Annotated in this window: 10 protein-coding genes; 6 read left to right on the plus strand and 4 right to left on the minus strand. The window is 54.5% G+C overall.

The features are described 5' to 3' along the window. The first annotated feature begins 17 nt into the window (after nt 1–17). From bamB to GKC68_RS06300, 4 genes are all read left to right on the plus strand, one after another. Complete coding sequence (gene bamB / locus GKC68_RS06285) at nt 18–1,199, plus strand: outer membrane protein assembly factor BamB (protein WP_028725189.1); 1,182 nt, start codon at nt 18–20, stop codon at nt 1,197–1,199. 173 nt (nt 1,200–1,372) lie between these two features. After that, nucleotides 1,373–2,860 (plus strand): ribosome biogenesis GTPase Der, encoded by a 1,488-nt coding sequence (gene der, locus GKC68_RS06290; RefSeq protein ID WP_028725188.1) that lies wholly within the window; start codon nt 1,373–1,375, stop codon nt 2,858–2,860. A gap of 71 nt (nt 2,861–2,931) precedes the next feature. Further along, nucleotides 2,932–3,153: a zinc ribbon domain-containing protein gene (locus GKC68_RS06295; RefSeq protein WP_072015877.1), complete on the plus strand. Its 222-nt coding sequence runs from the start codon at nt 2,932–2,934 to the stop codon at nt 3,151–3,153. A gap of 327 nt (nt 3,154–3,480) precedes the next feature. After that, nucleotides 3,481–5,922, plus strand: a complete 2,442-nt coding sequence (locus tag GKC68_RS06300; RefSeq protein ID WP_047715373.1) for a glucose/quinate/shikimate family membrane-bound PQQ-dependent dehydrogenase — start codon at nt 3,481–3,483, stop codon at nt 5,920–5,922. A 125-nt stretch (nt 5,923–6,047) separates the two neighbouring features. Here GKC68_RS06300 and GKC68_RS06305 read toward each other — a convergent pair whose 3' ends face one another. Genes GKC68_RS06305 through xseA form a run of 3 tightly spaced genes read right to left on the minus strand, consistent with a single transcriptional unit; the run spans nt 6,048 to nt 8,804 of the window. Then, a complete protein-coding gene (locus GKC68_RS06305) occupies nt 6,048–6,380 on the minus strand; it encodes a protealysin inhibitor emfourin (RefSeq protein ID WP_028725185.1) in 333 nt (110 codons plus the stop codon). Continuing rightward, on the minus strand, nt 6,377–7,390 hold the full coding sequence (locus GKC68_RS06310) for a M4 family metallopeptidase (protein ID WP_028725184.1): 1,014 nt from the start codon (nt 7,388–7,390) through the stop codon (nt 6,377–6,379). Before GKC68_RS06310 ends, GKC68_RS06305 begins: the two co-directional genes overlap by 4 nt. A 40-nt stretch (nt 7,391–7,430) precedes the next feature. Beyond that, nucleotides 7,431–8,804 (minus strand): exodeoxyribonuclease VII large subunit, encoded by a 1,374-nt coding sequence (gene xseA / locus GKC68_RS06315; protein WP_028725183.1) that lies wholly within the window; start codon nt 8,802–8,804, stop codon nt 7,431–7,433. A 168-nt stretch (nt 8,805–8,972) separates the two neighbouring features. Between xseA and guaB the strand changes: the two genes are divergently transcribed. Next, nucleotides 8,973–10,439, plus strand: coding sequence for an IMP dehydrogenase (guaB, locus tag GKC68_RS06320; RefSeq protein WP_028725182.1), 1,467 nt, complete (start codon nt 8,973–8,975; stop codon nt 10,437–10,439). Between the two features lie 69 nt (nt 10,440–10,508). Then, nucleotides 10,509–12,089, plus strand: a complete 1,581-nt coding sequence (gene guaA / locus GKC68_RS06325; protein ID WP_028725181.1) for a glutamine-hydrolyzing GMP synthase — start codon at nt 10,509–10,511, stop codon at nt 12,087–12,089. A gap of 189 nt (nt 12,090–12,278) precedes the next feature. Here guaA and traT read toward each other — a convergent pair whose 3' ends face one another. After that, complete coding sequence (gene traT / locus GKC68_RS06330; protein WP_058706589.1) at nt 12,279–13,010, minus strand: complement resistance protein TraT; 732 nt, start codon at nt 13,008–13,010, stop codon at nt 12,279–12,281. Between the last annotated feature and the right edge of the window lie 98 nt (nt 13,011–13,108).

The raw sequence follows: 13,108 nt of genomic DNA on the forward strand, positions 1-13,108 counted from the left end.
CAGTCAAGAGAGAGCGCATGGAATTACGTAAATACCTGCTGCCGGGGCTGATCTCAGTCACCTTGCTCAGCGGTTGCTCGCTGTTCAGCGGCGAAGAAGATGTAGTGAAAATGGCCCCATTGCCGAAGGTGGAAAACCAGTTTACGCCTCAGACGGTATGGAGTACCGGCGTGGGTGATGGTATCGGTGATTTTTACTCCAACCTGCACCCCACCTGGCAAGACGGCACCGTTTATGCTGCTGACCGCTTTGGTATCGTAAAAGCGCTCGACGCGGTCGATGGTAAAGAAAAATGGAAAGTCGATCTCTCTGAGAAAACCGGCTTCTTCTCGAAAAACCTCTCTGCCATGCTGTCCGGCGGCATCACCGTCAGCGGCGATCGCCTCTATATCGGCAGTGAGCGCGGCCAGGTTTATGCCCTGAACACCAGCGATGGTGCCATTGTCTGGCAGGCGAAAGCGGCGGGTGAAGCGCTGTCGCGTCCTGTGGTCAGCGATGGTCTGGTATTAATTCATACCAGTAACGGCATGCTGCAGGGCCTTGATCAGGCCACGGGAGCGGTGAAGTGGACCGTGAACCTGGACATGCCCGCGCTGTCGCTGCGCGGAGAATCTGCGCCGTCTGTTGCCTTTGGTGGTGCCATCGTGGGCGGCGATAACGGCCGTGTCAGTGCCGTTATCCTGAACCAGGGCCAGTTGATTTGGCAGCAGCGTATTTCACAGCCCAGCGGCGCAACGGAAATTGATCGCCTGAGCGACGTGGATACCACGCCGGTCATTGTGAATGGCGTCGTTTATGCGCTGGCATACAATGGTAACCTTTCCGCGCTGGATCTGCGCTCCGGCCAGATTCTGTGGAAACGTGAAATTGGCGGTGTGAAAGATCTGATTGTTGATGCCGGACGTATCTACCTTGTGGATCAGGACGATCGTGTCATTGCCCTGAACGCGGATGGCGGTGTCGCTATCTGGCGTCAAAGCGAGCTGCTGCATCGTAATCTGACTTCACCGGTTCTCTATAACGGCTACCTTGTGGTCGGCGACAGCGAAGGTTACCTGCACTGGATGAACACTACCGACGGTCGTTTTGTTGCCCAGCAAAAGCTGGACAGCTCAGGCTTCCAGACTGAGCCAGTCGTCGCCAGCGACAAACTGCTGATTCAGTCGAAAGACGGTGAAGTTTACGCCATTACTCGCTAGCGGGTAAGTTGTCAGGCAGGGGGGTTCCCTGGCACAACGGCTCCTGATTTTATCAGGGGCCGTTTCGTTTTTAGTCAGGCATGGTATCCTTAGCGCCTTAAGCCTGAACTGAGCGGCTAAAGCCGTTATAATCACGCCATTCGGGCGATTTAATACATTATTGAGGCATTGTTATGGTACCTGTGGTCGCGCTGGTTGGGCGTCCCAATGTGGGAAAATCTACGCTATTTAACCGTTTAACCCGCACACGAGATGCGCTGGTAGCGGATTTTCCTGGACTGACTCGCGATCGCAAATATGGTCGCGCCGAAGTGGAAGGGCGCGAATTTATTGTTATCGATACCGGCGGTATTGATGGCACCGAAGACGGTGTTGAAACGCGCATGGCGGAGCAGTCGCTGCTGGCGATTGAAGAAGCCGACGTTGTGCTGTTTATGGTCGATGCTCGCGCAGGCATGATGGCCGCCGATCAGCAAATTGCAAAGCATCTCCGCTCTCGTCAAAAAGCAACGTTTCTGGTGGCGAATAAAACCGACGGACTGGATCCGGATCAGGCGGTAGTGGATTTCTATTCTCTGGGCCTGGGTGAAATTTACGCTATCGCGGCCTCGCACGGTCGTGGCGTAACCAGCCTGCTGGAAACGGCGCTGCTGCCGTGGATGGAAAAGGTCGATCCGGTTGAGGTCACCGAAGAAGATGAAAACGAAGCTTACTGGGCAGCTTTAGCGGCAGAAGAAAACGGTGAGGAAGAGGAAGAAGAAGAAGACGATTTCGATCCTACAACCTTACCGATTAAGCTGGCGATTGTTGGCCGTCCTAACGTAGGTAAGTCTACGTTGACCAATCGTATCCTCGGTGAAGATCGCGTGGTCGTTTACGACATGCCGGGCACCACCCGTGACAGTATTTACATTCCGATGGAACGTGACGGTCGCGAGTATGTGTTGATCGATACGGCGGGCGTTCGTAAGCGCGGTAAAATTACGGATACGGTAGAGAAATTCTCAGTCATTAAAACGTTGCAGGCGATCGAAGATGCTAACGTCGTCATGCTGGTGATTGACGCCCGTGCCGGCATTTCCGATCAGGATCTGTCGCTGCTGGGCTTTATTCTCAACAGTGGGCGCTCCCTGGTTATCGTCGTAAATAAATGGGATGGCCTGTCGCAGGAAGTACGTGACGAAGTCAAAGAGACGCTGGATTTTCGCCTGGGCTTTATCGATTTCGCACGCGTGCACTTTATTTCTGCGTTGCACGGCAGCGGCGTAGGCAACCTGTTTGAGTCCGTTACGGAAGCCTACGACTGCTCGACAAAACGTGTCAATACCTCGCTCCTGACGCGCATCATGAATATGGCGGCGGAAGACCATCAGCCACCGCTGGTGCGCGGTCGTCGCGTTAAACTGAAATATGCCCATGCGGGCGGTTACAACCCACCGATTGTGGTGATCCACGGTAACCAGGTTAAAGACCTGCCGGATTCCTACAAACGTTATTTGATGAACTATTTCCGCCGTTCACTTAACGTGATGGGAACGCCTATCCGCATTCAGTTTAAAGAGGGTGAAAACCCTTACGAAGGCAAACGCAATCTGCTGACACCGACGCAACAGCGCAAGCGTAAGCGTTTGATGGCGCATATGAAGAAGAATAAGCGTTAATTGATCGAGGGCCAGGTGGCCCTCTTTTTTTTGCCCTAAGATTGCGTTTATTTGCATAGTCGGGTGAAAGTATGCGCGCAACCTGTGAAAAATGTTACCAACCCCTGGCCCCTGGCGAGAGCGATCTTATCTGCACCGGGTGCGGTGTTCGTTATCGCTACCAGCCTGTCTGCCCCGACTGCCATCAGCCCCTTGAGCAACTCAAAAGTTGCGGCGCAACCGACTATTTTTGCCATCATGGTCACGGCTTAATTTCCAGACGTCGTCTCACTTACAAGATTTTTCCTGTCTGACGTCTGGCCACTTTACCCATGCAACACATGAAGATCCCAACGCTGCGAACCGTAACGGCGTAGTAATTTGTAGCGAAAATGCTATTGCTTCGTAACAAGTCCGTTTAAACCTTCACGGGATAACGTACCAGGTGGTACAATTTTGCCGCGTCATGACGGGGCCGCCCCCGTGCGGGCTGTCTCCGGTGCACATCATGCATTTCATGAACGCGGGTCCGCTTTAATTAGAATAAAACAACGCTGTTTCTTTTACCTGCAACGTGACTGGCGATAAGCCGGGTCGCGTAGCGGGCTGGAGTGGCTTTGTTTATCAGGAGAGTAAGTGTTATGGCTGAAACATCATCTCGATCCGGTAAAGGGTTGAGAATATGGTCCGTGCTGCTCGGGCTGGTGCTACTGGCAACCGGCCTGTTCTTTGCGGTTGGCGGGGGACAACTCGCGACGCTTGGCGGCAGTTGGTATTTTCTGGTGGCAGGCATCGTTACGGTGCTGTCGGCCATTCAGTTTTTCCGTGCGAAATCTTCCGCGGTTGTCCTGTTCCTGCTGGTGTTTGTCGGAACGTTAATCTGGGCCGTCATTGACGCCGGACTGCAATTCTGGCCTCTGGTTTCCCGCCTGATGGTGCCTGCGGGCCTGATGATTCTGGCGTTCATCACCTGGCCTGCACTGCGCAAGCGCGAAAACAAGCCTTCGCTGGCAAAAGTGTCGTATGCCTTTTCTGCCGTGATTGCCGTGGGCATGGTCGCGACCTTAGTTCAGATGTTTCAGCCCCATCCTACCGTTGCCTCAACCGGTCAGGAACTGCCGCTGATTCCGGTAGATAAGTCAAAGCAACAGCAAAACTGGGATCACTACGGCAATACCGCAGGGGGAAGCCGCTTTGTTGCGCTGGACCAGATTACACGCGATAACGTCAAAGATCTGCAGGTCGCCTGGACGTACCGCACGGGTGACATTCCAGAAAGCCCCACCGGTAACGGTGCGGAAGATCAGGAAACCCCGCTGCAGGTCGGTAATACGCTTTATCTCTGCACGCCGCACAATAATGTCATCGCCGTCGAAGCAGACAGCGGCAAGCAGATCTGGAAACGTGAAATTAATGCGCAGGCAGAAGTCTGGCCACGCTGCCGCGGTCTGGCCTATTTTGACGCGACTAAGCCGCTCAACCAGCCGACTCAGCCGGGCTCAACGCCGGTGCCGGGCGCCACGCTGGCGGCCGGGGACACCTGTCAGCGCCGTATTCTGATGAACACCATCGATGCGCGCCTGATTGCCATTAATGCTGATAACGGCGAGTTCTGTGAGGACTTTGGTAACCACGGCATCGTGGATCTCAAAAAGGGCCTGGGCGATGCGCCCGATCCGCTTTATCAGCTCACCTCTGCACCCACGATTGCCGGTACCACCGTTGTCGTAGGCGGGCGCGTGGCTGACAACGTCAAAACAGATATGCCTGGCGGCGTATTACGCGGTTTTGACGTGATCACCGGCCAGATGCGTTGGGCCTTTGACCCGGGTAATACCGATCCGAATGCTATTCTGATGCCGGGCAAGGACTATACGCGCAGTACGCCAAACTCATGGGCGCCGATGTCCTACGATCCGGCCATGAACACCGTGTTTATTCCGATGGGCAGCTCATCGGTTGACCTGTGGGGCGCAAACCGCAACGCACTCGATCATAAATACGGTGCCTCCGTACTGGCACTCGATGCAACAACCGGTAAAGAGAAGTGGGTTTATCAGACCGTGCATAACGATCTGTGGGACTTCGACCTGCCGATGCAGCCAAGCCTGATCGACTTCCCGATGAAAGACGGCAGCACTAAACCCGCCGTCGTCATTGGGGGTAAAACCGGCATGATCTTTGTGCTGGACCGCCTGACCGGTAAGCCGCTCACAAAGGTCGAAGAACTGCCGATGCCGCAGGGTGATATCCCGAATGAGCAATATACGAAAACCCAGCCGCATTCGACCGGCATGCCGATGATTGGTAATCAGACGCTGAAAGAGTCGGATATGTGGGGTGCCACGCCGTTCGATCAGTTGGCCTGCCGTATTGCCTTTAAATCAATGCGCTACAACGGCCTGTTTACCGTACCAGGGACCGATAAGTCGCTGAGCTTCCCGGGTTCGCTGGGCGGGATGAACTGGGGTAGCATGTCCACCGATCCGAATAACAACCTGTTGTTTGTAAACGACATGCGTTTAGGATTGTGGGTACAGATGATTCCGGTTGATACCAGCAAGGTTTCCCGTGGCAGCAACGGCGGTGAAGCTATTAATACCGGTATGGGTGCTGTTCCGCTGAAAGGCACGCCGTATGCCGTGAATAAAAACCGCTTTATGTCACCGCTGGGCATTCCTTGTCAGGCGCCGCCGTTTGGTACCCTGTCAGCCATTGATATGAAAACCCAGAAAATCGTCTGGCAGGTGCCGGTTGGCACGGTAGAGGATACCGGCCCGTTTGGCATCAAAATGCGCGCGAAAATGCCGATTGGTATGCCAACGCTGGGCGGTACGCTGGCGACACAAGGTGGACTGGTATTTATTGCCGGTACGCAGGATTACTATCTGCGCGCGTTTGACAGCGCCACGGGTAAAGAAGTGTGGAAAGCCCGCCTGCCTGTTGGCAGTCAGGGCGGCCCGATGAGCTATGTCTCGCCGAAAACCGGTAAGCAGTACATCGTAATTTCAGCAGGCGGCGCACGTCAGTCGCCTGACCGCGGTGATTATGTGATTGCTTATGCGCTGCCAGACAGCAAGTAAGCGGTAATAAAACACAAGGGCCGTAATGGCCCTTTTTTACGTCTGGCGAATAATCTCTGCGGATGAATCGTCCGGGATAGTGCGATGGATGCCAGGGCAGAAACGGCCTTCTGAGAAGGCCGCTCTTACTTACCTTCGCGCAACAACGACTTGAGTTCTGGCGGGGCCAACTGTTCAGGCACCAGTATGACCACCGTTCCCGACTGCCGCTGTGTTGCATATTGAATCTGGATGCGAAAGTAGCATTGATCCCCGCGTCCCACCTCTGCAGCTTTTTCCTCGGGCTTGCCCAAGGGCATCGCCTGTTCCAGCACCTGACAGACGCGTGCTTTTTCAGGAGGAGGCAGTTCGCCCAAGGGGAATCGACGCTCACTCCGTAAGCCCGGAATAAAAGCAAAACCGCCTTCATGTGTTACCACAATGGTTGCGTCATCGGTGAGCTCGGGGAGTTGACTCATAACACGCCTACCTCTTTCCACGCCTGTTCAATTGCGCCTGCTACCTTCGTGTCAAAGCGCTTTTTGCCATGCTGTACGGTTAACTGTGCAAAGGCGTTGAAGTCAGCATCCTGCCGTAAGTCTTTATCGCACAACGTGTCATACCAGGCCTGACCTGCCTGCTCCCAGGCAAATCCGCCCAGGGCTTTTGCGGCCAGATAAAAGGCCCGATTGGGAATACCGGAGTTCAGGTGCACGCCACCGTTATCCTCACGCGTTTTGATATAGTCCTTCATGTGGCCCGGCTGCGGATCTTTCCCCAGCATCGGGTCGTCATAAGCGGTGCCGGGATGCGACATCGATCGTAAACCTTTGCCATTGATGCCTTTTGCCAGCAAGCCTTCACCAATAATCCAGTCGGCCTTATCGGCCGTCTGCTTCAGGCTGAACTGTTTCACCAGGGAGCCGAAGACGTCAGACATGGACTCATTCAGCGCGCCAGCCTGTTCAAAGTAGATCAAACCGGCTTCAGTTTCTGTGACGCCGTGCGACAACTCGTGTGCCACAACATCAATCGCGATGGTGAAACGGTTAAAGATTTCACCATCACCATCGCCGAACACCATCTGCTGACCGTTCCAGAACGCGTTTTGGTACTTCTCACCGTAGTGAACGGTGCCCGCTAATTTCAGTCCGTGATTATCCAGTGAATTTCGCTTATAGATTTGCCAGAAAAAGTCGTGTGTGATGCCCAGATAGTTCCAGGCTTCATCGGCAGCAACGTCGCCATTTGAAGACTGGCCTTCTTTGCGCACCAGGGTTCCCGGCAACGTTTCCTTATTTTTGGCATCATAGATTTCACGCTCAATCTTCCCGGCCTGCGTGGTTTTCGGCGCCGCCGTCTTTTGCCAGTGCTCCGCCATCAGGTGCTGAACGTGGGTGAGGGTACGGCGCGCCTGCTCCTGCTGATGACCGGAACCGTGGGCGATAATCTTACGGAGAATATAGGGAGGGATAACGCTGAAAGCCATTGTTAACTCCTTGGCACGAGGGATGTACCAGGAAGTATAGTTAAGAAATGCTTTTCTTTCGTTTCGGTTTTTCGGGAATAAGCTGCGTGACCTGACTTTCTACCCAACCATCATCGAGACGGGTACGCAGTAAATCGCCTGTGCTCACCTGCCGCGTTTTCTTCACCACCTGGCCAGCGTTGTCGGTCGTAACGCTAAACCCACGCGCCAGCGTGGCTAAAGGACTGACGCCTTCCAGTTGGGCCGCCAGCTGACCGAAGCGGTTTTTGTCACGGTTAAGCAATTTTTCCATGCTTTGTTGCAGACGATAGTGCCAGCTTTGTAGGCTTTTTTGCGCCAGATACAGGCGCTGCTGTGGCTGCTGCTGCGCCAGGCGCTGTGACAGGCGGTCCTGCTGGCGAGTGGCATGGCGAAGCCGCTGTTCCATCGCCTCACCCAACCGCTGCTGCAGGCGAAACAGTGCGGTTTGCTGGCGGGCCAGACGCAGTTGAGGATGCTGCTGCTGCAGGCGGTGATCCAGACGGCTGAATACCCGCTGCTGGCGCGCCAGATAATAATCCATTGCCATCTCCAGCCGCTGTTGCTGTGACTGCAGCTGGCGCAGGAGTTCAAGTTGATTACGGCTGACAATCTCTGCCGCGGCGGAAGGCGTTGGCGCGCGCAGGTCAGCAACAAAATCGGCAATGGTGACGTCGGTTTCATGGCCAACCGCGCTGACTACGGGAATGCGACTGGCAAAAATCGCACGCGCAACGCGCTCGTCATTAAAACTCCACAGATCTTCCAGCGAACCGCCGCCGCGCCCCACGATCAGTACGTCGCACTCGGCACGTTGGTTCGCAAGCTCAATTGCGCGCACGATAGCGGCAGGCGCATCTGCGCCCTGAACGGCAGTGGGATAAATCACAACGGGCAGTGAGGGATCGCGACGATGCAGCACGCGCAGAACATCGTGCAGGGCTGCGCCCGTGGCAGAGGTGACCACGCCAACCTGCTTAGCCGGCTGTGGTAAGGGCTTCTTGTGTTCGGGTTCGAACAAGCCCTCCTGCGCCAGCCTGGCTTTCAGCTGCTCAAACTGCTGCTGCAGCAGGCCTTCACCGGCGGGATGCATACTTTCAATAATCAGCTGATAATCGCCGCGCGGTTCATAAAGTGTGATATTTGCGCGAACCAGGACCTGCTGGCCATGCTGAGGCCGGAAGGTCACACGACGGTTACTGTTGCGAAACATGGCGCAGCGGACCTGGGCGCCATCATCTTTCAGGGTAAAGTACCAGTGACCCGAAGCGGGCTGGGTGAAATTGGAGATCTCGGCGCTTAGCCAAACCAGGCCCATCTCATTCTCCAGCAGCTGACGCACTGTCGTATTGAGACGGCTGACGGTAAAAATATTGGCGTTTGGCGGCAGCGACATGTGACGAAGATCAAATTCCAAATCAGTAGGTTAATCAGTCGATACTACATTGCTAATTGCGCGGATCAAGACTTTTTCTCAAAAAATAGTGGAGGCAATCGATTACGGCCTGTATAATGCCGCGGCAATATTTTATCTATTCTCACGCACCCGAGGTGGAGTATTGCCATGTTAAGAATCGCTAAAGAAGCACTCACTTTTGACGACGTCCTGCTCGTTCCTGCACACTCCACCGTCCTGCCGAATACGGCCGATCTCAGCACTCAGCTGACCAAAAACATTCGTCTGAATATTCCCATGCTTTCTGCTGCAATGGATACCGTGACCGAAGCAGGTCTGGCTATTGCGCTGGCGCAAGAGGGCGGTCTGGGCTTCATTCACAAAAATATGTCGATTGATCGCCAGGCAGATGAAGTGCGTAAGGTTAAAAAGCATGAAAGCGGCGTTGTCACCGAACCGCAGACCGTGTTGCCCACCACCACGCTGGCGGAAGTGCAAGAACTGACCGAACGCAACGGTTTTGCCGGTTACCCGGTCGTAAACGCGGATAACGAGCTGGTGGGTATTATCACCGGTCGCGATGTGCGCTTCGTCACCGATCTTACCCAGCCCGTGACGGCCGTGATGACGCCAAAAGAGCGTCTGGTGACGGTGAAAGAGGGTGAAGCCCGTGATGTCGTCCTGCAAAAAATGCACGAAAAACGCGTCGAGAAAGCGCTGGTCGTGGATGACAGCTTCCATCTGCTGGGCATGATCACCGTTAAAGACTTCCAGAAAGCCGAACGTAAACCTAACGCCTGTAAAGATGCGCAGGGTCGTCTGCGCGTCGGTGCGGCTGTAGGCGCCGGTGCGGGCAACGAAGAGCGCGTAGATGCGCTGGTTGCTGCCGGTGTGGACGTCCTGCTGATTGACTCGTCGCATGGCCATTCAGAAGGCGTACTGCAGCGTATCCGTGAAACCCGCGCTAAGTATCCTGACCTTGAAATCGTCGGCGGCAACGTTGCAACAGGTGCGGGCGCGCTGGCCCTGGTTGAAGCGGGCGTGAGCGCAGTTAAAGTCGGTATCGGCCCGGGCTCCATCTGTACTACGCGTATCGTTACCGGTGTGGGTGTCCCTCAGATCACTGCCGTTTCAGATGCCGTGGCCGCGCTGGAAGGCACCGGCATTCCGGTTATCGCAGACGGCGGTATTCGTTTCTCTGGGGATATCGCAAAGGCGATTGCCGCGGGCGCGTCCTGCGTCATGGTGGGATCGATGCTGGCCGGGACCGAAGAATCGCCGGGTGAAATCGAACTTTATCAGGGCCGCTCTTTTAAATCCTACCGTGGAATGGGCTCGCTGGGTGCCATGTCTAAGGGTTCATCGGATCGTTACTTCCAGACCGATAACGCTGCTGACAAGCTGGTGCCAGAAGGTATCGAAGGCCGCGTGGCTTATAAAGGCCGCCTGAAAGAGATCGTGCATCAGCAAATGGGCGGCCTGCGTTCCTGCATGGGCCTGACCGGCTGCCAGACCATTGATGATCTGCGTACCAAAGCCGAATTCGTGCGCATCAGCGGCGCGGGCATTAATGAAAGCCACGTGCACGACGTGACCATCACCAAAGAGTCACCGAACTACCGCATGGGTTCATAACCCCGTAAGATTTCCCGCCCGGCAACAGCCGGGCGCTTTACTTTAAGTCACCGTTCTGGAAACCCCTCAATGACGACGGAAAATATCCATAAGCACCGCATTCTGATTCTCGATTTTGGTTCTCAATATACGCAGCTGGTTGCGCGCCGCGTACGTGAGCTTGGCGTGTACTGTGAACTCTGGGCCTGGGATGTCACCGAAGAGCAGATTCGCCAGTTTAATCCCAGCGGCATCATTCTGTCTGGCGGCCCGGAAAGCACAACTGAGCATGGCAGTCCGCGCGCGCCTGACTATGTGTTCGCAGCTGGCGTGCCGGTTCTGGGTGTGTGTTATGGCATGCAGACCATGGCGATGCAGCTGGGCGGCAAGGTGGAAGGATCCAACGAGCGTGAGTTTGGCTATGCGCAGGTTGAAGTCAACACGGCAAGCGCCCTGATTCGCGATATCGAAGACGCCATCAGCGCAGCCGGTAAACCGTTGCTGGACGTCTGGATGAGTCACGGTGACAAAGTGACCGCTATCCCTGCTGACTTTGTCACCGTTGCCAGTACAGAAACCTGTCCATTTGCCATCATGGCGAACGAAGAGAAACGCTTCTACGGCGTGCAGTTCCATCCCGAAGTGACGCATACGCGTCAGGGGCTGCGCATGCTGGAACGTTTTGTTATCGATATTTGTGAATGTGAAGCGCTCTGGACACCGGCAAAAATCATCGAAGATGCCGTCGAGCGCCTGCGTGTGCAGGTCGGCAACGACAAAGTGATTCTGGGCTTATCTGGCGGTGTGGATTCGTCAGTGACCGCCATGCTACTGCATCGCGCCATCGGTAAAAACCTGACCTGCGTATTCGTCGATAACGGCCTGCTGCGTCTGAACGAGGCCGAGCAGGTGCTGGACATGTTCGGTGACCATTTTGGTCTGAACATTGTGCACGTTGACGGTGAAGCACGCTTCCTGGATGCCCTGGCCGGGGAAAACGATCCGGAAGCGAAGCGTAAAATCATCGGCCGCGTCTTTGTTGAAGTCTTTGACGAGCAGGCACTGCGACTGGAAGACGTGAAGTGGCTGGCGCAGGGTACCATCTACCCTGATGTGATCGAATCGGCTGCCTCTGCTACCGGTAAAGCGCACGTGATCAAGTCGCACCACAACGTCGGCGGCCTGCCGAAAGAGATGAAAATGGGGCTGGTCGAGCCGCTGCGCGAGCTGTTTAAAGACGAAGTGCGCAAGATCGGTCTGGAGCTGGGCCTGCCTTACGATATGCTCTATCGTCATCCGTTCCCGGGGCCAGGCCTTGGCGTGCGCGTGCTGGGTGAAGTGAAGAAAGAGTACTGTGACCTGTTGCGTCGTGCGGATGCCATCTTTATTGAAGAGCTGCATAAAGCCGATCTCTACAACAAAGTCAGCCAGGCCTTTACCGTGTTCCTGCCTGTACGTTCTGTTGGCGTCATGGGCGATGGCCGCAAGTATGACTGGGTCGTTTCACTGCGTGCGGTAGAAACCATCGACTTCATGACCGCCCACTGGGCGCACCTGCCGTACGACTTCCTCGGCCGCGTGTCCAACCGCATCATCAACGAAGTTAACGGTATTTCCCGGGTGGTTTATGACATCTCCGGCAAGCCACCGGCGACGATTGAGTGGGAATGATTTAGCGTCCGTTTACTGAAGACATCATCAAAAAAGCCCGCTGCAATGCGGGCTTTTTATTTCGTCTGTGATTAAGAAGTAAACTGATGCATCAATACCAACAAAGGCACTTACACTGCCGGCATCATATCGGATGAAAACAATAATCCGTTTGAGCTACAGGCTGCACAAATGCTTGTCATGCGTCAGTTACATGATGCCAGCAACAGATTTTGCCAGTTGTGCTTCTAATACAGGCTTAGCTTCTTCAAATTTCAGGTTTACTTTGTTTGCATTTGATACCACACGCGTCTGGTATTTCATGCGATTGCCTTGTTCGCTGCTGGTCTGGAGTTTGATTCCGGATGTACCCTGGCGCAATGCTGAAATATTGTCAGTCGTGACTGCTGATTTATTACGCTCGGAAATTTGTAAATCAGTCACCATGGTAAAGTTTACATCTTCCACCAGTGCGTCGGCAGCTAATCCGGCCAGGCCTGCGGCCAGACCTATGCCAAGTACGGCACCGCCCGAGTTGCCATTGTAAGCCGAGATACCGGCACCTAAAGCGGCGCCTGTTGCTGCGCCTTCATAGCCACTTGTCAGAAATCCCTGAGACTGACGCAAATCCATTTTCTCTGCTTTTAAAATGTTTGCCTGAATCCAGTAGTATGCGCTGTCTGGGCTGGAAGTAATGCTGTAGCCCTTGGCACGCAGATCTTGTGATAAAAGCGTCTGCAAGTCGCTCATATCCTTGTCTGATGTGTTGCGGACTTGTATCCAGACTGTTTTTTCACTGGCGGGCTCCAACCACACGGTCTGGCTCATTTGTGTTTTTACTTCAAGATTACGTTTTTTGATTGCGGTGCTCATCGCACCACATCCCGTAAGCATCAAACACGAAGCGGCAACAGCGGCGACCAGAAGAGAGCGGTTTTTCATTTGAGTTCCTTGTTAAACGAAAAAATGAGGAAGAAATCCCCCGAAGTTTTTAGCCAAAACGTACCCCCGCAAAGATGATCCTCTCTGTCAGAAATACG

Source organism: Pantoea sp. RSPAM1 (assembly GCF_038816185.1).
GTDB classification, from domain to species: Bacteria; Pseudomonadota; Gammaproteobacteria; order Enterobacterales; family Enterobacteriaceae; genus Pantoea; species Pantoea ananatis.

Bases quoted from the DNA above. Each gene is read 5' to 3' on its own strand.
- GKC68_RS06310 (WP_028725184.1), bottom strand. From the start codon at position 7,390: ATGGCTTTCAGCGTTATCCCTCCCTATATTCTCCGTAAGATTATCGCC.
- bamB (WP_028725189.1), top strand. From the start codon at position 18: ATGGAATTACGTAAATACCTGCTGCCGGGGCTGATCTCAGTCACCTTG.
- GKC68_RS06295 (WP_072015877.1), top strand. From the start codon at position 2,932: ATGCGCGCAACCTGTGAAAAATGTTACCAACCCCTGGCCCCTGGCGAG.
- GKC68_RS06305 (WP_028725185.1), bottom strand. From the start codon at position 6,380: ATGAGTCAACTCCCCGAGCTCACCGATGACGCAACCATTGTGGTAACA.
- xseA (WP_028725183.1), bottom strand. From the start codon at position 8,804: ATGTCGCTGCCGCCAAACGCCAATATTTTTACCGTCAGCCGTCTCAAT.
- GKC68_RS06300 (WP_047715373.1), top strand. From the start codon at position 3,481: ATGGCTGAAACATCATCTCGATCCGGTAAAGGGTTGAGAATATGGTCC.
- der (WP_028725188.1), top strand. From the start codon at position 1,373: ATGGTACCTGTGGTCGCGCTGGTTGGGCGTCCCAATGTGGGAAAATCT.
- traT (WP_058706589.1), bottom strand. From the start codon at position 13,010: ATGAAAAACCGCTCTCTTCTGGTCGCCGCTGTTGCCGCTTCGTGTTTG.
- guaA (WP_028725181.1), top strand. From the start codon at position 10,509: ATGACGACGGAAAATATCCATAAGCACCGCATTCTGATTCTCGATTTT.
- guaB (WP_028725182.1), top strand. From the start codon at position 8,973: ATGTTAAGAATCGCTAAAGAAGCACTCACTTTTGACGACGTCCTGCTC.